15 protein-coding genes and 1 pseudogene are annotated in these 22535 nt (G+C 38.3%); 5 read left to right on the top strand and 11 right to left on the bottom strand.

Features of this window, described 5'->3' with window-relative positions:
- Positions 1-925: 925 nt before the first annotated feature.
- The gene (locus tag ACQKII_RS11080; RefSeq protein WP_427459165.1) at positions 926-2128 is read right to left on the bottom strand and encodes a YbfB/YjiJ family MFS transporter; all 1203 of its coding nucleotides are present in this window, start codon (positions 2126-2128) and stop codon (positions 926-928) included.
- Between the two features lie 114 nt (positions 2129-2242).
- Here ACQKII_RS11080 and ACQKII_RS11075 point away from each other — a divergent pair, with 114 nt between their 5' ends.
- The 3 genes from ACQKII_RS11075 (at position 2243) to ACQKII_RS11065 (ending at position 5236) form a co-directional block, all read left to right on the top strand.
- Positions 2243-3133 carry a LysR family transcriptional regulator gene (locus ACQKII_RS11075; RefSeq protein WP_427459163.1) on the top strand — a complete coding sequence of 297 codons (891 nt, stop codon included), beginning with the start codon at positions 2243-2245 and terminating at the stop codon, positions 3131-3133.
- A 259-nt stretch (positions 3134-3392) separates the two neighbouring features.
- Entirely contained in the window at positions 3393-3704 is a 312-nt protein-coding gene (locus tag ACQKII_RS11070; protein ID WP_427459369.1) for an ArsR/SmtB family transcription factor, read from the top strand.
- A gap of 365 nt (positions 3705-4069) precedes the next feature.
- Entirely contained in the window at positions 4070-5236 is a 1167-nt protein-coding gene (locus ACQKII_RS11065) for an MFS transporter (RefSeq protein WP_427459161.1), read from the top strand.
- Positions 5237-5343: 107 nt separating this feature from the next.
- On the opposite strand, the gene ACQKII_RS11060 is transcribed toward ACQKII_RS11065, so the two are convergent.
- Positions 5344-5682 carry a winged helix-turn-helix transcriptional regulator gene (locus ACQKII_RS11060; protein ID WP_427459159.1) on the bottom strand — a complete coding sequence of 113 codons (339 nt, stop codon included), beginning with the start codon at positions 5680-5682 and terminating at the stop codon, positions 5344-5346.
- 132 nt (positions 5683-5814) lie between these two features.
- On the opposite strand from ACQKII_RS11060, the gene ACQKII_RS11055 reads away from it, so the two are divergent.
- Complete coding sequence (locus tag ACQKII_RS11055) at positions 5815-6447, top strand: nitroreductase family protein (RefSeq protein ID WP_427459157.1); 633 nt, start codon at positions 5815-5817, stop codon at positions 6445-6447.
- Positions 6448-6608: 161 nt separating this feature from the next.
- Here the strand turns inward: ACQKII_RS11055 and ACQKII_RS11050 are convergent.
- Positions 6609-6800 (bottom strand): annotated as a pseudogene (locus ACQKII_RS11050) (transposase); the annotation flags it as partial.
- A 348-nt stretch (positions 6801-7148) separates the two neighbouring features.
- Here ACQKII_RS11050 and solA point away from each other — a divergent pair.
- Positions 7149-8267, top strand: a complete 1119-nt coding sequence (gene solA / locus ACQKII_RS11045) for an N-methyl-L-tryptophan oxidase (protein ID WP_427459368.1) — start codon at positions 7149-7151, stop codon at positions 8265-8267.
- A gap of 197 nt (positions 8268-8464) precedes the next feature.
- Here the strand turns inward: solA and ACQKII_RS11040 are convergent, their stop codons facing one another.
- From ACQKII_RS11040 to rpoN, 8 genes are all read right to left on the bottom strand, one after another.
- Positions 8465-10444 (bottom strand): hydantoinase B/oxoprolinase family protein, encoded by a 1980-nt coding sequence (locus tag ACQKII_RS11040; RefSeq protein WP_427459155.1) that lies wholly within the window; start codon positions 10442-10444, stop codon positions 8465-8467.
- A 24-nt stretch (positions 10445-10468) separates the two neighbouring features.
- A complete protein-coding gene (locus ACQKII_RS11035) occupies positions 10469-12493 on the bottom strand; it encodes a hydantoinase/oxoprolinase family protein (RefSeq protein ID WP_427459153.1) in 2025 nt (674 codons plus the stop codon).
- 549 nt (positions 12494-13042) lie between these two features.
- Positions 13043-14440, bottom strand: coding sequence for an aldehyde dehydrogenase family protein (locus ACQKII_RS11030; RefSeq protein WP_427459151.1), 1398 nt, complete (start codon positions 14438-14440; stop codon positions 13043-13045).
- An 11-nt stretch (positions 14441-14451) separates the two neighbouring features.
- Positions 14452-15579, bottom strand: coding sequence for an alanine dehydrogenase (gene ald, locus ACQKII_RS11025; protein WP_427459149.1), 1128 nt, complete (start codon positions 15577-15579; stop codon positions 14452-14454).
- A gap of 3 nt (positions 15580-15582) precedes the next feature.
- On the bottom strand, positions 15583-16914 hold the full coding sequence (locus ACQKII_RS11020; protein WP_427459147.1) for an aspartate aminotransferase family protein: 1332 nt from the start codon (positions 16912-16914) through the stop codon (positions 15583-15585).
- A 253-nt stretch (positions 16915-17167) separates the two neighbouring features.
- Positions 17168-18814, bottom strand: a complete 1647-nt coding sequence (locus ACQKII_RS11015; RefSeq protein ID WP_427459145.1) for a sigma-54 interaction domain-containing protein — start codon at positions 18812-18814, stop codon at positions 17168-17170.
- Between the two features lie 295 nt (positions 18815-19109).
- Positions 19110-20528: an amino acid permease gene (locus ACQKII_RS11010; protein WP_427459143.1), complete on the bottom strand. Its 1419-nt coding sequence runs from the start codon at positions 20526-20528 to the stop codon at positions 19110-19112.
- A 445-nt stretch (positions 20529-20973) separates the two neighbouring features.
- Positions 20974-22311: an RNA polymerase factor sigma-54 gene (gene rpoN, locus ACQKII_RS11005; protein ID WP_427459141.1), complete on the bottom strand. Its 1338-nt coding sequence runs from the start codon at positions 22309-22311 to the stop codon at positions 20974-20976.
- Positions 22312-22535 lie beyond the last annotated feature (224 nt).

Below are 22535 nucleotides of genomic sequence, written 5' to 3'. Positions count from 1 at the left end.
GTACGTTTAATATACTTTAAATAAAAAATCCGTCAACAGCTTGTTTTCACAAAATTTCTATATTGGTCTGGATGCTTACTTGCCCAACTCTTCTATTAACGATTAAGATATTTAAACAATTAATTGTAGAAATACTTTAGTTGGGTTCACTAGAGAATGTTTTATTTCGGAAAAATTAATTTACCTGATGAGTCAATTACAAACTATATTAATAGCATAACTATTTATCGGCTTGTTCTACTATTTTGTTAAATTAGTGCTAACGAAACCAAAATATAGTATAGACCCTTCGAACTAAGTGAAGCTTTACATCGCATTGGCTATGGAAACTTCTTTAGTTTAACTACATAAAATGAAAAGGTGGAAAAATAACATGGCTGAATATAGGTGACTTGAACAGACGGAAGCAACTATTTAAGCGGTATGTATGCTTTTATTGCAGAGTTACCGGAATCATACCCATACAATACACCTATTAAAGTTGATGAAGAATTCTTGATTGGAAGGATATATCATGGATACTACACCCCAACAATTTAGGCATAGCCGATTTAAAATATTATTTACCAATTATGCTGAATGAGTCAGCAAACTATGAATACAAGTTTACCTATAAATAAAACAAATTGATAGGGTTTGCAACAGCTCCATTAGAACACCCCGTTACTATTTAGTTCAGAAAAAACAGCAAGAAAGGAACTGTCTAAAAAGTTCTTCAAACCATAACGCCTTCTTCTTAGATGGTAAAAAAATAGCATAATAGACTACTTCAAAGCTTATTGTTATTACTTTTTGGGACAGCCTCTTGGTTTGCAATACTAGCACTGGCTATAAAATTCACCAATTTTAAAATCAAGCCAGAAATCCATAATCGGATTTCTGGCTTTTCAAATTGGTCTAAATATATGAATTTTCCACTAGTAAACTAAGGACTAGATTGTGATTCAACAGCAATTACATTCTCTAATGTAACCTGACGTTTACCTGTTATCCATCTTCCAAATAATATTACAAACAATGCAACAAATATAATGACTCCTGCAAAAATGAGTGCTGCTTTATAGCTACTAAATACTGCAACCAGCTTGCCAGCGATTATTGGTCCGATAATTTGTCCAAATGCATAGTACGTTGTTAGTAATGAAACAACCGGTCCGCTTTGAGTTGGAAATAGCTGACGTGCATGAGCAGTTGTTAACGTCACAATGCCAACAAATGTTAAACCGAATAAAAACGACGACAATAATACGCTCCAAACTGTTTGTGAAAACACAGGCAACAAGATGCCAAATACTTGTAATATGTAAGCCACATACAAAATTTTAATGGCTGAAAACTTCTCTAATAATACTGTCCAAACAGGTGCTGAAGGGATTGCTGCTACACCGACTATGACCCAGCTATAGGAAGAATAGGCTTGCAGCGAAGGGATATTGTGAATAATATCCACCAAAAAAGTACCGGTGATGATATAGCCAAGCCCCTCAAAGCCATATGCAGCAATGAGCCATGGCATAAAACCTTGCGACATTTTTGTTTCTGATGATTTCTTGACTTTCGTGCCATCGTGAACTTGTAAGCTTCTCCATAGCACGAACGTAATGACTAAAAATAAAGCAGATAAAATGCCTAAGCCAATCCAAGTACCCTGCCAAGCAAAACGCGCTTCAAAATAAGGCACTAGCAAACCTGAAATCGCAATGCCTAGTCCGATACCGCTAAATAAATAGCCCGACCAACGTGTTAACGATTGCTTCGCCAAATAATCCATAATAATGCTTGATGTTAAGACGAAAATAAGGCCCCCTGTTATGCCTGCAATCAAACGAAGTACGAGCCATACCATGTATATTTCAATCATCCCCATTAGCACAATGGAAAGCACATTCAAGACGACACTCAACAGTAAAATATTCTTTCTTTGTCGATACATGAATCCAGCCCATAAGGCGCCAATAAAATAGCCAATATAATTACTCGATGCTAAAAATCCTGCCACTTCAAATGAAAAACCTACATCATGGCGCATAAACGGTAGAATAGGCGTGAAAGCAAATCGACTTATCCCCATTGCGACAACTAGTAATAGCACCCCACCAAATAAAATTCCTATATGCTGACGATTCAACTTAGTCCCCTCCTACTATTTTGCTGTTACTAAAAGGATACTTAGTGTAAATTAATAAATCTAATATATAATTTATATAAAACTATAAATTTTTTTTATATCAGGAGGATCATTATGAATTTACACGCACTCCGATTATTCACAAAAGTAGCAGAACTCAAAAGCGTATCAAAAGCTGCTCAATCACTAATGATTAGTCAGCCTGCTGTCACGATACAAGTCCGTAATTTAGAGAAAGAAGTAGGTTTGACACTACTCGAATCGAAAGGAAGAGGGATTACCTTAACCCAAAATGGAGAATTTTTATTTATGCAGGCTCAGCGATTATTTGATTTAGAAATGGATATTGAAAGCAAGCTTGAACAGCTTAAAAACATGGGTATAGAGGAGTTACAAATTGCTTCTACACATGTGCCATCGCATTTTTTATTACCAAAATGGTTAGCGACTTATAAGCAAGCTAACCCTGCTACAAATATCCATTTAAAAACTGCTAATTCACAGCAAGTCATTGAAGAATTACTCCATTATAAAGCGGACATGGCCTTTATCGTGAAAGAAGATGGCCACCATCCAGATGTCGATTACAAATTTCTGATGAATTTAGATTATTGGTTTATCGTGCCTGATGGACATGCATTTGCTGAACAGCAAGTGACATTAGCCGAATTAATGCAAGAACCATTTGTTTCAAGAGAGGATGGAAGTTCCACGAAAGAATTCTTAAATGCTTTATGTAAAATTCATAAAACACCCCCACCAAGAGTAGGTCTGCAACTAGATGGCATCAACGAATCCATTCATGCAATTGCAGCTGGTTATGGCGCAATGCTTGCACCTTCCATAGCCGCTTCAGGTTTTATTGAGCGTAAACAGATTGCTCGAGTATATGTAAAAGGTATGGATATTCAACGCCCCATTTACCTGTGTACAAGAAAAAACGAACATAATACACCTTCAACGTTCAATACCTTTATTGAATTCATCAATAAATCCATTTCATAAATACTATTTCAGACTACATTTAGATGCGTTTTACGATGAACTTGCCATCCTAATACATTTTCGTAACGAAATAAATGTAGTCTTGTAATGCTATTTGTTTTTGAGTCTGTATTTTCTTTTGCAGGAGGAAGTAAGAACGTTCAAGTCTGGAAAATGCCACGCTCTTTCCGAGGTCAAACCATTTAGCCTCCCTCTTCGCTTTCTTGCCCAATTCCTTTTTTATATTTACAAATCTAGAAAATTAGATATAATGATGTACATGGAACCTTTATTGATTTATAAAGCTTTGTCTAACGAAACTCGGAGCCAAATAATGTTATGGCTAAAAGACCCTAGTGAATACTTTGATGAAAAACCGTATTTAGAACAAAACCTCAATCTTAAAATTGGTGTATGCGTTGGCGATATTCAAGCGAAAGCGGGACTTGCCCAGTCTGTTATTTCCGGTTATTTGTTGACTATGCAAAAAGCTGGTTTGTTGGAATCTGAGCGTATTGGTAAGTGGACGTACTATCGTCGTAATGAAAAAACTATACAAGAATTTTCCGAGTACATCAAAAAGAAACTATAAAGTGGAACTTCAATTAGTGGGGGTTTTCTTCATCCCCCACAATAAATAGAGGAACACAAGCTAAAACCTTCACATCCTGTGAAAAAGCTTGTGTGACCAACATCCTGTTGCTGCCGCTTCGCTTTCACACATAAAACATCCTGTCGCTGCCGCTTCGCTTTCGCACATAAAACATCTGTTGCCCCGAACCAATCGGGCTTTTACGGTCAGTTAATCGACCACCCAGTTCACTCGTTCACATCTTTCAACTTGAGGTGGGCGGCTTACTGACCGTTAAAGCGGGATAAAAGGAAGGGAGGCTTTTTTTCGCCTTAACATATCTACAATTATAGATATGTATATATGAATGGAGGATTATATTTAAAATGAAAAAAATTAACCCGTTACTTATTAGTATTCTAGCTCTCGGCGTATTCGGCATTATTACTACAGAAATGGGGATTATAGGTGTTCTACCACAGGTTACTGAAAAATTTAATATATCGACTTCACAGGCCGGATTGCTTGTAAGCATATTTTCTTTAGTTGTTGCCATTTCAGGTCCATTCCTGACATTACTTGCTTCTGGTATTAACCGTAAAGTCATTCTATTAACGGCCGTTCTTATTTTTGGGATTTCCAATATTGTTTATGCTTATACAACTAAGTTTGACGTAATGTTAGTGTTCCGTATCATCCCTGCTATTTTTCACCCTGTCTTTTTTTCAGTTGCCCTCGTGACAGCAGCTAAACTTGTCTCTCCTGAAAAAAGTAGTAAGGCAGTGACCAAAGTTTTTTCTGGTATAACGGTCGGCTTTGCTTTTGGCGTCCCATTGACTTCTTATCTAGCGGAAAAGATTTCATTAGAAGCAGGTTTTCTATTTGGAGCTGTTGTAAGTGGAATTGCTTTTCTTGGCATACTCGCTTGGCTTCCCTCTATGCCTGTTACAGAAAAATTATCTTATGGCAAGCAGCTTGGCATATTGCGCAAACCACAATTATGGCTAAATATCGTGACCGTTATTTTTATCTTTGCAGCCATGTTTTCTGTGTACAGTTATTTTGCTGAATATCTAAGTCAGGTGACTAATATGAACGGGTCATGGATTAGTATGATGTTGATGGTCTTTGGTACAATCATGATTTTTGGGAATTTTTTATTTGGAGGTTTGTTACACAAAAGTATGACGAAGACCGTTATCATGTTCCCTTTGCTATTTGCCGTCGTGTACTTATTTACTTATTATGTGGGTTCTTATTTCATCCCGATGGTTGTTATCGTATTTATTTGGGGGGCTGTGCATTCTGGGGGGCTTATTGTCAGTCAAGTATGGTTAACGACTGAGGCAAGTGAAGCACCGGAATTCGGAAATAGCTTGTTTGTGTCATTTTCCAACCTTGGTATTGCCATTGGGGCTTCTGTCAGTGGTTGGTTTATCTCTCATTTCGGCATTAATAATTTAGTATGGGTTGGCATTATATTTTCACTGCTTGCTTTCTTACTAATCATATTAAAAATACAAATTTTCAAACCGAATGTACAAGCTCAGTAATAGATTAAGCACTCTCGTTTATAAACAATCGAAAATTCCCTGGTGAATAAATTTAAATTATTCCAAAATAAAAACTGGTTAGAAATTCTAACCAGTTTTTTTCGTTATTATTTTTTCGTTATCTTTTCAAAATCACATAAATCAATCCATTTTTGAATTGACCGAATGACTTCTTGGAACGCTAAGCCATTGGGTGTCAGCTCATATTCTACTTTTTTTATGGAGCAGTCAATGAATTTTTTGTTGATTAGTCCGGCATCTACAAGCTCATTTAAGCGCTCTGTTAACAAACGATCAGAAATCCCAGGGATAGCTGCGTGAATTTCATGATACCTTTTCGGCCCTGGTAACAAGGTATAAATAATCATACCCATCCAGCGTTTCCCTATAAATTCAATCGCTTGATGATAGCTACTGCAAATATGTGAACAATTCGGTTGAGTCATAAAATAACCTCCCGCCTGTGAAGTCTTTTTCCTCTATTGTAACATAAAAATATTTTTTATTTGACGTATAAACTTACTAATGGTAAGATTTAAAACATCAACTTACCATTAGTAAGTTTTAAGGAGGAAATTATGTCAACAACTAAAACGGATTCAAAATTATATACAATTATGCAAGAAAGAAAATCAGTTCGTGTCTATGACCCCACTTTCAAAATCCCCCAAGTAGAACTTGAAGAAATTCTAAAAGAAGCTACAAGTGCCCCTTCTTCTAGTAATCTTCAAGCTTGGAGATTTCTTGTGATTCAAGATGACGCAACAAAAACTGAGCTTCGTGCAATTGCCAACAATCAAGCACAGGTTGAAACTTCATCTGCCGTAATTGCTGTATTAGGTAATGCAGAGATGTATAAACAAGTTGAACAGATTTATACGCAAAATGTAGAGGAAGGGCATATGGATGAAGCGCAAAAGAATTTGATGATTCAAAATACACTTCATACTTACCCATCTGCCCCATTAGAGGTTAGAAAGAACATTGCAACATTTGATGCAGGTTTAATTTCCATGCAACTCATGCTGATTGCAAAAGAAAAAGGCTATGATACTGTGACAATGGGTGGATTTGATAAGGTACAATTTGCTGAAAGATTCGAACTACCAGCGCATATCTTCCCTGTCGTACTGATTGCTATCGGTAAAGCTGCAGCAACAGCATATGGCTCATCACGTTTGCCATTAGAAGATATTGCTCGTTTTATCTAATATTAATTAAGTAGACAAATACCCACAAATTTAATTTTGCGGGTTTCAGATTGCCGACAAAAGGTATTCGGAATGATGACATTCCGAATACCTTTTGTCATTTTATCAGAAATATACGTTACAAATAGCCTCTATTAACGAGTGTAGCACGCTACAAGCAACTATTCTGTCATTTTTGGACTTTGCCATGTCCAATTAGCTAGCTTCTTCAAATTCATGGCAGTAAAAATAAGCATCGCCTGCATGGACAATTTTTTAACCCCGCGTAAGGTTGTCCAACGCGTATCATGCTTTTCTTTCGCATCCGCAAATACACGTTCATTCGTTTCTTTTCGACGTACATAGATTTGTTTCATGTCACTTTGAATTTATAGACCTACACTAGTTGATTGGCGCGCAGGCGGCGAGTGTAGCTGACGGCATTCACCTTTCGCTACAGAGCAAAGCTTCCTGCGGGAATAGCATGAGCTGAGGGCCCCACAGGAGCGCAGCGACAGAAGACTGAAGCCGTGCTCGCGAAAAGCGTCCGCCTTAGCGGATATCAATGCGTTCATATAGATTTAAAAGAAAAAAGACTGTAAATTTAATTTTGCGGGTTTTACATATATTCTTTATATAATAAAACACTGTATTTTTCCAAAATTTCTGTCTTATCCTACAATTCTTTGTTATACTTGAGCAAAAAGGTAGGGATTTAGATGATGACTTATGATTGTATTATAATCGGTGCTGGTTCGATGGGAATGGCAACGGGCTATTATTTAGCGAAGGCTGGAAAAAACGTATTAATGATTGATACCTTTGATCCCCCACATGAAGAAGGTAGCCATCATGGTGAAACAAGAATTATTCGTTTTGCTTACGGCGAAGGTGCTAGCTATGTACCTTTTGTTAAACGGGCTGGCGAGCTATGGCGTGAACTAGAAGCACAAACAAATGAATCATTATTTTTACAAACAGGAGTTATGAATGTCGGCGAAATGAGCCATTCTTTTATTCAAAATGTCATAACAAGTGCCGATCTTTACGATTTACCATTACAACAATATTCAGCTATTGAAGCAATGGAAAAATGGCCTGGCTTAACATTACCGGAAAACTTCGTGGCTTGCTTTGAGCCTACTGCTGGTGTACTTCGTGTGGAAGCTTGTATTAACGCCTATAAAAAGTTAGCTTTAGCAGCAGGTGCATCATACCATCCGAACGAAAAAGTACAGTCGATTGAAGCCGGTGAGATTGTGCGTGTACATACGAAAAAAGGCATTTATGAGGCCAAGCAGCTGATTGTAACAGCAGGTGCTTGGGCAACAGAGTTACTTCAAACAATGGATATCTCCTTACCTGTTACGCCAACACGAAAAACATTTGCTTGGTTTGAAGCTGATGAAACCCTTTATGGTGATGATGTATTCCCTGCTTACTGTTTCGAATTTGCAGATTCTGCTTACTATGGTTTCCCAAGCATTAACGGTGCTGGCTTAAAGCTTGGCCGACATGATGGTGGTGAGCCTATCAATCCAAACGAACCGCTTCGTCCATACGACGAACAGGATACCGTGGATTTACAAAATTTCATCAATCGCTTTATGCCCAAGCATGGTGCACTTAAATTCGGAAAAACATGCAAATATTCCATGACACCAGATGAGGATTTCATTATTGATTTTTTACCTGAGCATCAAAATATTGTGATTGCAGCGGGCTTTTCAGGACATGGCTTTAAATTCAGTAGCGCGGTTGGTGAAGTATTAGCGGACCTTACCCTTCAAGGAAAAAGCAAACAAGATTTATCACTCTTTCAGCTCAGTCGATTTAGCTAAATAACCAACAAAATGACTTCGATGATGAAGAACAAATTATTTTTGTTATATACTATTATTTCGCAATAATACTTACATCTTTTTTGATTTTTTAGCTATGGTAATTGATGAACCTTGCTGTTTTAGCTCAATTTATTGAATCTAAAAAAGTGTTCATCTCTTGACAGATGGACACTTTTTCCATGCTATTTCTCTGACTACGACCAATAAGCTAAAGAGCGCTTTCTCATCGATTCTCTGTATTGCTTCGTTGAGATTGGCAATGCTTTATTCGTTTTGTAATCCATGATAACACCATAGCGGCGTACAACATCCATTTGATTAATTTCGCCTGTATTGTACAGTTGCTCCACTTCCAATAGATCTGTTTCTAACCATTGATAACGATTTTTGCGAATATAATCACGTTCGCTTACTGTAGCAGCAACATCAATTTCAAATGCATCGATATCGCGATCGATTTCATGGATAACTACGCCATAATCAAGCTTCGCACGTTCAAGCGAAACATATTCATCTATTACATCCTCTAAAACAGCGTTTATATCACGCTCTAATGGATCGCCTAAACCGCCCCCTCCTGCTGAAGGACGTGTAAAGGAATCTCCCTTTTTCACTTCAATATTTGAGAAAATCGTGCCTAAAAACTTCTCTCCCTCTTGATTTGGATTCAAAATAGCCCCTTGTGCAATAGAGGGTAACCCGCCCATGATTCCCCAAGTAATGGAACGAGAGCGATCACAGCAATAGGACATAACTGTCTGGTCTACGTCTGTTAAAAGGCCTCCCTTTTCAACACCACAGCCACCACGATATTTACCAGGACCTGCAGAATCTGTAATGATTTCATGCTTCGTCGTAATGACTGGCGACAAACGTTCTTGACCTTCACATGGCTGGACACTCAATCCTACCCCGAACACCGGTGAAGTAGCGTTCGCACCATCACGATCAATACGACCGCCGTGCCCCCCTGCCATCCAGTCATACCACATAAAGTACCCACTGCTATTTTGTCGTTGATCGTAGCCCCCAATTAGTAAGTACTCTAAGTTAAACGAACATGCAATGGCACGCTCAGGCATAATGTTCGACCATAACTCAAAGCACGCATTCATAATCTTTTCAAAAGAGCCTGAGCAATAGCCTGATACAGCTACCGGACTAGGAGCATTGACAACAGAGTTTTCTGGAAGATAAATTTTCACGACACGATAGAATCCTGAGTTCAATGGGATTTCTGGAAAGAAAGTTTTTGTCCCTGCATAAGTTCCCGAAAGTGCTGAACCGAATCCGGCATTTAAAAAACAACTAATAGCAGGATGAGAACCACTTAAATCATATAAGATTTCATCCTCTGTAATGGTCATTTTCACACGAATTGGAATCAAACCATCGCCTATTTGCGGGTCCATGTCAATATAATCTACTGTTTCCCATTGTCCCTGCGGCAATGTCTTAATTTTCGCTCTCGTTAAACGTTCTACGTAATTTTGTACTTCGTCGAAAGCTAATAACACTGTATCCATACCATACTTCTCAATCATCTCTTTTAGTTGCTTTTCACCAACTTTGGCTGCTTCTACTTGTGAACGTAAGTCCCCAATACGTTCTTGTGAAATACGCATATTCATCACAATGATATTCACGACATCTGTTAAATATTGACCTTTACTATAAATACGTACAGGTGGAATACGCAACCCTTCCCCGTAATGTTCTTTTGCCGTAATATCAAAGGATCCTGGGTTAGAACCGCCGACATCCGCCCAGTGTCCATTTGTTTGCATAAGCGCAATTAGCTTCTCTTCATGGAATACAGGAAGAATAACGCGAATGTCACTAAAATGTGTCCCACCACGATATGGATCGTTTATTAAAAATACATCGCCTGGATGAATATCATCTGCAAAATCCTCTAACACAGCTTTCGCAGTTAAATGCAATGTCCCAACATGAACGGAAATATCTTGCGTTCCTTGCATGACAGTATTTCCCTCCGCATCACATAACGCACAGCTAAAATCTCGGTTATAAATAACAAACGAATAACATGTACGTAACATTTGCTCGGCCATTTGATCGACCAAATTCACAAAGCCGTTTTTTAAAACTTCAAATGTTACAGGATCTAGATTTTGTACATTTCTATTGACTACTAACTTCGTTGTACTCATAGATTACTCCCCCCTTATCATGTATTAGTTCACCGTAATAATGATATTTTTATAAGCATCTACCTTAGCTGTAAACCCTGGTGGAATAACCGTTGTTGTATCTAATTGGTCAACAATTGCCGGACCAATTAATTGTGTGTGAACCGGAATCTTGTCACGATTATATACTATCGTTTCAACATATTGACCACCAAAATAAACGGGACGTGTTTCTTTATAAGCATCTTCCAGCGAACCTTCAGGTACATATTGCGGGAAATTAGGCTTAGGCACTGTTCCAATTGCTGTCACACGCAATCCATAAATTTCTACAGCCTGTTCCTTATCAGAAAAAGCAAATTCTCGTTCATGCTCCCGATGGAAAGCTGCTAATACATCTTCCAGCGATGTTATTTGATCTGAAATTGCAACAGCTAATGATCGCCACTGTCCCTTATAACGAAGATCCACGTAATTCATCAATGTAGAAGTATCATCTGAAATCCCTTCTTCTTCTAAGAGTATTTCCGCCTCTTTCCGTAGCTCAACAAATTGACTTGTCAGTTCCTCAGCAGATACATCGTTAACTTTTTTCACATAAGTTTTGGAAATATCATGTCGTACATCAACAAGTAAACATCCCATTGCAGCTGCTACTCCTGGATGAGTAGGAATAATGACTTTAGGGATGTTCAAATCTTTGGCTAAATATGCACCATGTAAAGGCCCTGCACCACCAAAGGCTACAAGAGCGAAATCACGCGGATCGTAGCCTCGACGCACAGAAATTAACCGAACTGCATCACTCATATTGGCATTGGCAACTTCTATTATGGCACTTGCAGCTTCTTCAATGGACTGATCAAATGCATCTGCAACTTTTCTTATAGCCTGAACTGCTGCATCTTTATCTAATTGCATCGTACCATCTAACAAATTTTCACCTAGTCGCCCTAAAACTAAATTAGCATCCGAGTTTGTTGGCTCTGTGCCACCCTGACCATAACACGCTGGACCTGGTAAGGCACCTGCACTTTGCGGACCATTACGTAAGGAGCCACCTTCATCTTTCCAAGCTAAGCTGCCACCACCTGCACCAATCGTTAAAATTTCTATACTTGGGAATCCGATTGGATAACCATATTCAATCGACCAATCCTTCGTTATACGAATATCCCCTTCATACATGAGTGAAATATCGGTACTCGTACCGCCCATATCCAAGCCAATTGCATTTTCAAATCCACATAATTTAGCAATATGTTTACTAGCAATTGCTCCAGCAGCTATTCCCGAACTCGCTAACCTGGCAGCATAGCGAGGGACTGTACTAGAAGTCATGACGCCACCACCAGAATGTAAAACTAAAATTTCCTCTTCATAGCCTTTTTTCTGCATTTCATCGCTCAATTTGCTAATATAATTACTCATAATTGGACCAAGAACTGCATTAATAATCGTTGTACTCATTCGTTCATGCTCGAAAATTTCTGGCAGCACCTCGCTTGAAATACATACATATACATCTGGTAGCTCCTCTTTCAAAATCCCTTTGACTATTGCTTCATTTTCGCCATTTACATACGAATTGAGGAAACAAACAGCAATAGATTCTGTCCCACGACGTTTTAATTTCTTTGCTAGTGCGCGAATTTCTTCTTCTTGAATAGCTTCAATAATATTTCCTTCATAATCGATACGTTCTGCTACTTCAAATCGATCACGCCGCTGAATATAAGGTTTTGCAGTATCTTTATACGTATCCCAAATATCTTCCTTCGTACCACGACGAATTTCGGTTACATCTCGGAAGCCTTTTGTCGTGATGAGTGCTGTTTTGGGCAGTTTCCGTTCAATTAATGCATTTGTTCCAACCGTTGTCCCATGAGAAAAAATCTTAATATCTTTTCCATTCAGTTTCGCCTTCTCAACCCCATGTAATATTCCCTGCTCTGGGTTCGATGGTGTAGACGATGTTTTCGTAACAAATACTTCTCCTGTTTCTTCATTAAAGACAAATACGTCAGTAAACGTACCACCGACATCAATTGCTAAGCGAGTTTGTGCCATAGAATACCTTCTTTCATTTTATAGTTTCAACTTCATTCAGCAGATGTTTTTTGCGCGAAAGCACAGCGACAGCGGCAGATGTTTTTTGCGCGAAAGCACTGCGACAGGTACAGAAATCCCCTTCTTCTCAAGGTGGGGATGAATGCTAAAGGTTTTACTATTCAGCGGGTAATATCAACTCCTGCTGAATAAAGTTAAGCTTCCGGCGGATGTCACGGATTATGAAAGGAGGCCTGCACGAGGGCCCGCACGATGTCGGTCATTTCGGTAATGCCATAGGACGTGGCGTTTTTACCGATGCAGGTCAGTTAACCGTTGTCACAGGAAGTGACGGTTTTAGGTGTACTTCCTACAAATAGCACAATTCAAAATCCGGACGTTAATGACACCGAGAAGTAATTAAATGACGCATGACAATCTATTAAATTATCAGAAATATCGTATTTAAGACTACTAACTTCCGTAGCAACCTTAAGTTTCTTTAAGTGATAGCCCTTACATTTTCACGTGCATGCTATACAGTAATATTTACACAAATCTTTAAGCTCTTTATATACTTTGTGTACCTATAGTAATCGTCTTAAATACTGTAAAAAACTCTTTCGCAGCTTGCCCTTGCTCACGGGCGCCTGTACTTGAGTTTTTCATTCCTCCGAATGGTGCTTGAGGCTCTGCTCCCCCAGTTTCATCATTTACTTGAACAAGCCCAACCTCACTACGCTCAATAAAATCAAATGCTTTTTGAATATTATTTGTATAAATAGAAGCACTCAATCCAAACTCAGAATCGTTCGATAATCGAATCGCTTCTTCATAATCTTTTACCTTCATTACTGCCAGAACAGGACCAAAAATTTCTTCGCGGGCAATCGCCATATTATGTGTTACATTTGTAAAAATCGTTGGATCAATATAGTACCCTTCAGATTTGTCTTTTGTCGGACAACCACCTAATACAAGTTCAGCACCATCAGATTTTGCTTGTTCAATCGCTGATAAAATAGCATCATATTGCCCTTTTGATGAAACAGGACCCATCGTAACACCAACTTCTATTTTTTTTGCTTCTATGATTAGATGTTCTAAAATCTCTTCATAAACAGCTTCCTCGACATATACTCGACTAGTTGCTGTACAACGTTGACCTGTTTGTTTCATCGCACCCTCGATCGTCAATCTAGCTGCTCTATTAATATTGGCGTCTGCTAAAATAATGGCAGCGTTTTTCCCTCCAAGCTCTAGTTGGATTTTTTTATTGGTAGGGCCAGCTGTGTTTAAAATGCTTTGCCCCACTCCATTCGAACCCGTGAACGTAATCGCTCTGACTTCAGGTGCTTCCAGTAAAACTTGCCCTACTTTTGAACCTCGCCCTTGCACAACATTTAAAACGTTTTTTGGCATACCTGCCTGTTCAAATAGTTCTCCAATTAACTTCCCTGTTAAAGCCGCTTCAATAGAAGGCTTCCAAACGACTGTATTACCATACACTAATGCTGGGGCAATTTTCCACAAAGGGATGGCCACAGGGAAATTCCACGGTGTAATAGCCGCCACAACACCAAGCGGCACACGTTTTGTGTACAATACTTTCGCTTCACTGGTAGAAGGTAATACTTCACCTGTTGCACGCATTCCTTCTTGTGCAAAATACCGCAAAATAGAAGCACCACGTTTCACTTCACCAAGCATTTCACCTTTCGTTTTACCCATTTCACGAGAAGCCATTTCTGCCACTTTCTCGCTATTTTGCTCAAGTAAGTCTGCCGTCACGCGTAAAATTTCACCACGTGCGATTGATGATGTATTTTTCCAACCTTCAAATGCTTTCTGAGCCCCAGCAACAACTGCTTTCGTTTCATCCAGTGTGAAAAGCTCAATTTGACCAATGCATTCAGACGGTTTTGCTGGATTAAATTGTTCTCGCATTTCTCGAATGATGGTTGTCATAAATTCCCTCCTTAAATTACGACTGTTTGTAACACATCGTTTAACGGTGTATACAAAATGTTATGGGCATTCGCTACAGCTTCGTAAGTTATTCTACCGTTTATTGAATTCACACCTTTCGCTAATGCTGCGTTTTCAATCACGGCCTTTTCATAACCTTTATTAGCAATTTGTAATGCATACGGTAACGTCACATTTGTTAGCGCAATCGTTGAAGTTCTTGCTACCGCTCCTGGGATATTTGCTACCGCATAATGTAATACCCCATGCTTTTCATATACTGGTTCGCTATGTGTCGTAATGCGATCAATCGTTTCAATTGAACCACCTTGATCGACTGCAACATCGATAATAACAGAACCTTTTGGCATTTCTTGCACCATGCTTTCGGTAACTAATCGTGGTGCACGTGCCCCAGGAATTAAGACAGCTCCTATCAATAAATCAGCTGAATGAATTTCAGCTGAAATATTAAATGCGGTGGACATGCTTGTTTTTAAACGTCCGGCAAATTGGTCATCTAATTGGCGTAATCTGTCGACATTCGTATCTAAAATAGTGACATCTGCTCCGGCACCAACAGCCATTTTTGCTGCATTTGTACCGACAATTCCTCCACCAATAATCACTACTTTGGCAGGTGAAACACCTGGAACACCTCCAAGTAACACACCTTTTCCACCTTCATGCTTTTCTAGAAAATGTGCGCCAAGCTGAACAGCCATACGTCCTGCAACTTCACTCATTGGCGTTAATAATGGTAGTGCACCATTTTGTAGCTGAACCGTCTCATAGGCAATCGCTAAGACTTCTTTTTCAACTAGCTGTTTCGTTAAAGTAGGTTCAGCTGCTAAATGTAAATAAGTAAACAGGATTAAATCTTTCTTAAAGTATTCATATTCTTGAGGTAATGGTTCTTTCACTTTGATGACCATGTCTACATCCCATGCTTCTTTCGCCGTAGCGACAATCTCCGCACCTACCTCTGTATACGCCTCGTCTGTAAATCCACTGCCTAATCCGGCACTCTTTTCTACTTTTACTAAATGACCATTTTTTTGCAGATCAAAAACTCCCCCTGGAGTCATCCCTACACGATTTTCATTATTTTTTATTTCTTTTGGAATCCCAATAATCATCGCTTACCCTTCTTTCTCAACGATCGTTTTACGTACATATTCAAATGTCTCATCTAAAATACGTAACATTTCGTCTAATTCTGCTTTCGATAAAATCAAGGGTGGCGAGAAGACAACTGTATCTTGATCGTACGTAACTGTTCGTAAGATTAATCCTCGTTTCATTGTTTCTTGTACGAAAATCGGGCTCAAATACGACTGGAAAAGCTCGCCGGTCTCACGGCTTTTTACTAATTCAATTGCTCCAAGTAATCCAATAGTACGAACGCGTCCGATAAAGCTATATTTTTCTTGAAGTGCTTTGAAGCCTTCTAACATCGCTTCACCCATGTGTGCTGCGTTTTCTACAAGCTTTTCACGTTCAAGTATTTCAATGTTTTTAAGCCCAACTTGACAAGCCAGTGCATGGCCGCTGTACGTATATCCGTGCATTAATGTGCCTTTGGAAAGTTCACAATAATCTTGATGGATTTTTTCGGAAATCACCACACCTCCAAGCTGCGCATAACCGCTAGAAACACCTTTAGCAAATGACATCATATCCGGTACTACGCCATAATGCTCCATACCAAAAAGTTTACCCGTACGACCGAAGCCCGTAATGACTTCATCTGCAATGAATAAAATACCGTACTCATCACAAATTTTTCGCACTTCTTTAAAGTAATCTTTTTGCGGAATATTGACGCCTCCGGCACCTTGTACAGGCTCAGAAATAAATGCGGCAACAGTTTCGGGCCCTAGTGTTTCAATCATTTCGCGTAAATGACGCACGGACTGATTGTATACATAGTGAAAATCAGGCGCATGTGAGTTCGTAAAATCGCGGAAAGCTTGTAAACCTGTCGCATTTGTAGCACCCATTGCGACACCATGGTACGACAGGGTACGTGAAATAATTTTTTGACGTTCTGGCTGCCCCTTTAATAACCAGTAATGGCGCGCTAATTTAATCGCTGTATCGTTCGATTCCGAACCACCTGAAGTGAAAAATACCGTATTTAAATCCCCAGGCGCTAATGAAGCAATTTTAGAAGCTAAACGAATGGCTGGTTCATTACTAAATGTAGCAAAGCAAGAACTAAATGCTAATGTAGCCATTTGTTCCTTCGCAACTTCAGCAATTTCTTCACGGCCATGCCCGACATTTACATTCCATAAAGAAGACATCCCATCAATGTAGGTATTGCCTTCCATGTCTTTCAAATAAATACCTTTCCCTTCTGTGAAAATGGCAGCAGGTCCTTGTGCTTGTTGTTGTTCGATGGACGTAGTTGGATGAAGGAAATGCTTCTGATCTAATGCCTTTAACTCTTCTTTTAGTTGAATTGTCATAAATCCCAACCTCTTTTCCCTTATTTTTTCATACACTTATATAACAGCAATTCCCATGCCAACCTCCAAAAAAAGAGGCAATTTTCTTTTTGAAAATGCCCCTTCTGTCACCCTAAATGTTTCAATAGATGATTTTATATTTTATTGCAAATCATTGTTGTTTTTTTCATGACCGTTGCAATACAACATGAGGAATCGTTGTTGTATTGCAACCTTTTATGCATAAATACAAATTTGATGTAAAAACGCATCGTTAATCTTTATAGGAAACATGACGAGTTAATTGAAATTTTTGTATTTTCCGTACTAATGTAGATTGATCGCAGCCGAGTGCTTTTGCTGCTTGTCGTATGCTTGGATGTTCAGACAATGCTTGCTTAATCATTTGCTTTTCAAACGCAGCTACTTGCTCCTTTAATGTGCCAGCAAACGGTGTAGTTGCAACATTCCCTTGACTATTTTGCTGTTGTGCTGTATTTTCTGTATCTCGCACAATAATGAGGTTACTATCTAACTCTTGTTGTACAGTGTTTGCCGTTATTTCCGGCTGGGTTGCTAATAAACAAATTCGTTCCACCATATTTTTGAGCTGCCGAACATTCCCTGGCCAATCATACCCCTCTAATATTTTCATAGCTGATGACTCAATCGTCCGATGGATACCATACTTTTCTCCAATTAAGGCTAAAAAATGATTGACCAGCGGAATTATATCTTTGCGACGATGCCTTAAAGGAGGAATTTCAATCGGGATGATGTTTAAACGATAATATAAATCCTCACGGAAACCGCCTTCCCTAACCATTTCCTGTAATTTTCGATTTGTCGCTGCAATTATGCGTACATCAATAGGAATAGGCTTTCCACTGCCAATACGCTGAACTTCAGATTCTTGTAGCACACGCAATAATTTCGCCTGAAGCAGCAAAGGCATTTCACCAATTTCATCTAAAAAAACTGTGCCCCCTGATGCAATTTCAAATAATCCAGCTTTCCCTCCTTTGACTGCCCCTGTAAATGACCCTGCCTCATAGCCAAAAAGCTCCGATTCTAGTAATGTTTCAGGTATGGTACTACAGTTAATCGTTAATATTTGCTTATGGCTACGTCTACTATAAGCGTGAATGAGCTTTGTGATTTCTTCTTTACCAACACCCGATTCACCTCCGATTAACACGGTAGAATCTACTTCTGCAACCCTCATAACACGCTTTACAACTTGCATCATGGCGGGAGACACTGTAATTAAACTACTTTTTCTTGATTCTTTATTATGTAAGGCTTGTAGTTTATTTTTAAAAGTTTCATTTTGAACTTCTAATTTTTCTACTTCTTGTTCTAACAATTTCAGCTGTGTCATATCACGTGTAATTGCTACAACGTATTGCAACTCGCCGTCTTCATCAAAAATTGGCTTACCAGAAACTAAAAAGCATTTTCCGTTAATGAACGTTTGCAAAATGGTTACTTTTTCTTTTGATTCGATTACTTTCATCGATATGGAATCACTCATTAACCCTTCGTCTATTACGTCTTTTGCGTATCTTCCCATTAGATTCATGCCGACAATTTCAATATCAATATCATTTTGAAATAATATTTTGCCGTTGCAGTCACAAATCGTAATGCCATCTGAAATGGAATTTAATACTTTATTTGAAAGAGGATTCATAAAATCAATGTCGCTAAATTGCTTCAATGACCTTACATTAAATAAATTGCCATTCGATGTTTCTAATACATGCACAAAATGACCTTCTGCCTCAAATGTACCTTTTCCTTTACAATATTCTTTTAGTATTTTTTCAAGGAGCTCTATTTGAATTTCACTTTTTACAATCACTTCATGGTTTTTCATAATAAAAAAATGTTCTGCATTATGAAGTTCTGTTATCGACATATAGACCACATCCTCCCCAAACTTGAAGAGGCTGGGACAAAAGAGAAAAAGTGTTGATGTCCGCTACGGCGGACGCTTTCCGGGGGGCGTGGCCTCTCAGGCGTCACGCTAATCCCCCAGGAGTCGCCGCCTCGCTACCATCAACTAGTACTCACTTCTGAATTTTATTTATTCCAAAAGGAAGAACGTCTAAATTTTTCTTCATTTTTAGATAGCAAAAATTTAATAACGCCTTTGCTCCTCTTTCTAAAAATTTAAAGTTATGTCCCAGCCTCTTCATCTTCAAGATAATATTCTACTCTGAAATTAATTTTTCCTCTATTTGTTCCACTGGTCGTCTTGAAGAGACTTTCCGCATAATAAAGAACAGCACAATAGAACCAATCAACACTAATGTGCTTAAGTAGAACTGAGGGCGTAAAGATTCAATGATCATTTGGCATAAATAGACAACTGTTAAAATACCGATTGTGACATATGATAAATATGGAAATAACCACATTTTAATGGATAATCGCTCGCCTGAAACATTATCATAATAACGCCGAAATCGAATTTGCGAAATCGCTATGAAAATATACACAACAATCATTAATCCCCCAACGCAGTTACCTAAAAAATAGAAGATGACTTCAGGAGAAATGAAGTATAGCATCGCACAAATATACGCTACAACTGTACTACCGATAATAGCTGGTACAGGTGCGCCGCGACGATTTTTAATGTACGAAAAAATTTTCGGCGCATTGCCTTGGCGCGCCATTTCAAGTAACATACGTGAACTCGTATAAAGTGCTGAATTTAATACAGAGATTAATGAAATGAAAATAACCACTTGAATAATTTGAGCAGCAATCGGAAGCCCAGCTATTGTTAAAATATTTGCATAAGGCGCTGCCAACAATTTTGAATCATTCCATGGTAAAATCATAATCATAATTGCTACTGAACCCACGAAAAATAAACCTAAACGGAATACGACATTTCGAATGGCACGAACAATATTTTTCGCAGGATTATCAGACTCTGCCGCTGCGATAGCTGCAACCTCAGCACCACATATGGAGAAAATCACGAATACGATCGCCGTTAGAATCGGTACAATACCATTTGGTGCAAAGCCGCCGTAACCAATTAAAATGCCAAGTCCCTTTGGTTCATAATTGGGCCATATGCCGAATATCATCGCTGTTCCAACAACTAAGAATACGATTATAGCCGTAACTTTAATGAATGATAACCAGTATTCAAATTCCCCAAATGATTTTACGGAATATATATTAATGATTGTCATTAATAATGTGACACCTACACTACCCACCCAAATCGGTATAACTGGAAACCAGTTATGCAACATGCCTCCAATTAACGCAGCTTCTAATCCTACAATAAATACCCAGCTTGCCCAATATAGCCAACCAACTGTAAAGCCTGCCCATGGACCAATATACTTCCCTGCATATGAAGCAAATGAACCTAACTCTACCGAACCACCAGATTTCTTTCCTAATACTATTTCTCCAGCTGCCATTTCACCAACCATCTGCATGACTAAGACAATGAGTAAACATGCAATCGCGTAAGAGACAACTGCTGCAGGACCTGTGCTTAAAATATTTTTTCCAGTACCAACGAATAACCCTGTGCCAATTACCCCACCGATAGAAATCATCGTAATATGCCGCGTCCTTAGTGATTTTTGCAAAGTTCCCATTAAACCACCCCTTAGTGTTTTTATGTAGACATTTACTAGCACCTTCTCTCTAATCCAATGTCTTCTGTTTAATGAGCAATTTTGATGCCAAAATCTACTTATCACAAAAAATAAGCTAAGCTTCGCTTTCGCACAGATAAATTGCCACAGGACGTGGCGTTCTTAGAATGAGTTCCTCTATTTCAGTGGGTGTTTGGACATCCACTGAAAAGGAACCACATCAGCTTTCATTTCACCCTTCAGAGGTGGGCGTCTTCTGTATCTGCCGCTACGCTTTCGATACAAAAAACATTTGCTGAATGAAGATAAAAAATGAGGAAACGATTCTACATCTCTAGAGTGTTTGATGTGAAAATAGTAAATTAGGATAATTTGATAATACATTCTATGGTAAATCCGAATTTTTGATGCGAAATCGCATCATTGATATTTTATTTACATCATATTATCCATAAGCTCGATTAAATGAGCTCATAATATTCATTTCCTCTCTATACTTCGCCACTGTACGTCTGGAAATTTGTATACCTTCTGTACATAATATATTTGTAATTTGTTGATCAGCTAATGGGTTTTGTTTGTCTTCTCTCTCAATAAGTTGTTTTAGCCGTTTCTTAATATACATAATAGAATCCATTTTTCCGGAAGTATTCATGAGACCTTTTGTAAACAAGGATTGTAATGCATAAATGCCATGAGGAACTTGTATATACTTCCCACGAATAGCTCGACTAATCGTCGACTCATGAACACCTAATACTCCTGCTACATCTTTTAAACGCATAGGCTTTATTGCTTCTAGACCGTCTATAAAAAAATCCTCCTGTAGTTGAACAAACCATCTTGCTAATTCGTAAAGTGTTTTATCTCGCTGTTCAATTCCTTGTAGTAACGCGAGTGCGTCTTTTATTGAATCCCGGTAGTAGGTTTTATAATTCAGATCATTTTTGAGTAAAGTTACGTAGCTTTCATCAATCGAAACGGAAGGTAAATAGTGCCGATTCAATTTGATAATCCATTCTTCCTCTATTTTCTTTACTTCTATATCTGGATTGACGTATGGAATCGTTTCCAATTTATCGCCTACAATTATCGGCTTTAATTTTTTTATATAGTGAACGGCTTTTTTCACTTCTTGCAGAGGTATATTGTATTTTTTGCTTAACTGTTTAAACGCCTGCGCTGCTACTAACTCTAGATCTGAACTTATAAATTGTGAAGCTATTATAGGGGCAAACTGGTCGTTGTCCAATTGAATGAGTAAGTATTCTTTATAACTTCGTGCGCCTACTCCAACTGGCTCAAAAGTTTGAAGTAAATCCAATATTGCTTCTACATGCGATAAGGTTGTTTTATATTTTTGAGCTACAATCTCTAACTCTACATCTAAAAATAAACGGTCATCTAAGGATTGAATTAAAAACTTTAAAATTCTCAAGTCAACAGACGATAGGTTTTTGTGCATAGGCACTTGTTCGAGCAAAAACTGCTCATAGCTTTCTTTTTCAGCAAGCTTCATCTCAATGATGTTAAATTGGTCATTTCTTGATACATCATATGGCAAAGAAAAGGTGTTAAAGGAACAGCTTGCTAACTGCATGATTTCCTCATATTGTCTTTTTGCTTCTGCGTCAGTTACAACTATCAGTGGATTTTCATTGGCTTTTTCATAAATGTATTGCTCTAGCTCATTAGCCGAATATTGCAGTATTTCTAAATGTTGCACAAGTTGTGCAGATAATACTTGTGTGACCTTTTGCGAAGTTTTGATAGTCATTTGCATACCACACACCCCCAAAACAGAATTTTCTACATCGTAACATGTTTATTCTGTTATTTTCCATTTTTTCATAAATTGAATATTTTTCACTGTTGTTTTTGAAAGGGATTTTATTTCAACTTCAGAATTCTACCCTTGCATAATAACAGTTACTGTTTCCCCTCCACTAAAAATCATATTCTTCAAAATAAATAAAATATAATTATAGAATTTTCTAATTATTCTAA

This window comes from Lysinibacillus sp. NPDC048646, from assembly GCF_050272295.1.
In the GTDB taxonomy this organism is placed as follows: domain Bacteria; phylum Bacillota; class Bacilli; order Bacillales_A; family Planococcaceae; genus Lysinibacillus.
This window is presented reverse-complemented; position numbering and strand designations above follow the sequence as displayed.

Coding starts and splice junctions, on each gene's coding strand:
- ACQKII_RS11075 (WP_427459163.1), top strand. CDS start 2,243: ATGAATTTACACGCACTCCGATTATTCACAAAAGTAGCAGAACTCAAA.
- ACQKII_RS11070 (WP_427459369.1), top strand. CDS start 3,393: ATGGAACCTTTATTGATTTATAAAGCTTTGTCTAACGAAACTCGGAGC.
- ACQKII_RS11065 (WP_427459161.1), top strand. CDS start 4,070: ATGAAAAAAATTAACCCGTTACTTATTAGTATTCTAGCTCTCGGCGTA.
- ACQKII_RS11060 (WP_427459159.1), bottom strand. CDS start 5,682: ATGACTCAACCGAATTGTTCACATATTTGCAGTAGCTATCATCAAGCG.
- ACQKII_RS11055 (WP_427459157.1), top strand. CDS start 5,815: ATGTCAACAACTAAAACGGATTCAAAATTATATACAATTATGCAAGAA.
- solA (WP_427459368.1), top strand. CDS start 7,149: ATGACTTATGATTGTATTATAATCGGTGCTGGTTCGATGGGAATGGCA.
- ACQKII_RS11040 (WP_427459155.1), bottom strand. CDS start 10,444: ATGAGTACAACGAAGTTAGTAGTCAATAGAAATGTACAAAATCTAGAT.
- ACQKII_RS11035 (WP_427459153.1), bottom strand. CDS start 12,493: ATGGCACAAACTCGCTTAGCAATTGATGTCGGTGGTACGTTTACTGAC.
- ACQKII_RS11030 (WP_427459151.1), bottom strand. CDS start 14,440: ATGACAACCATCATTCGAGAAATGCGAGAACAATTTAATCCAGCAAAA.
- ald (WP_427459149.1), bottom strand. CDS start 15,579: ATGATTATTGGGATTCCAAAAGAAATAAAAAATAATGAAAATCGTGTA.
- ACQKII_RS11020 (WP_427459147.1), bottom strand. CDS start 16,914: ATGACAATTCAACTAAAAGAAGAGTTAAAGGCATTAGATCAGAAGCAT.
- ACQKII_RS11015 (WP_427459145.1), bottom strand. CDS start 18,814: ATGTCGATAACAGAACTTCATAATGCAGAACATTTTTTTATTATGAAA.
- ACQKII_RS11010 (WP_427459143.1), bottom strand. CDS start 20,528: ATGGGAACTTTGCAAAAATCACTAAGGACGCGGCATATTACGATGATT.
- rpoN (WP_427459141.1), bottom strand. CDS start 22,311: ATGCAAATGACTATCAAAACTTCGCAAAAGGTCACACAAGTATTATCT.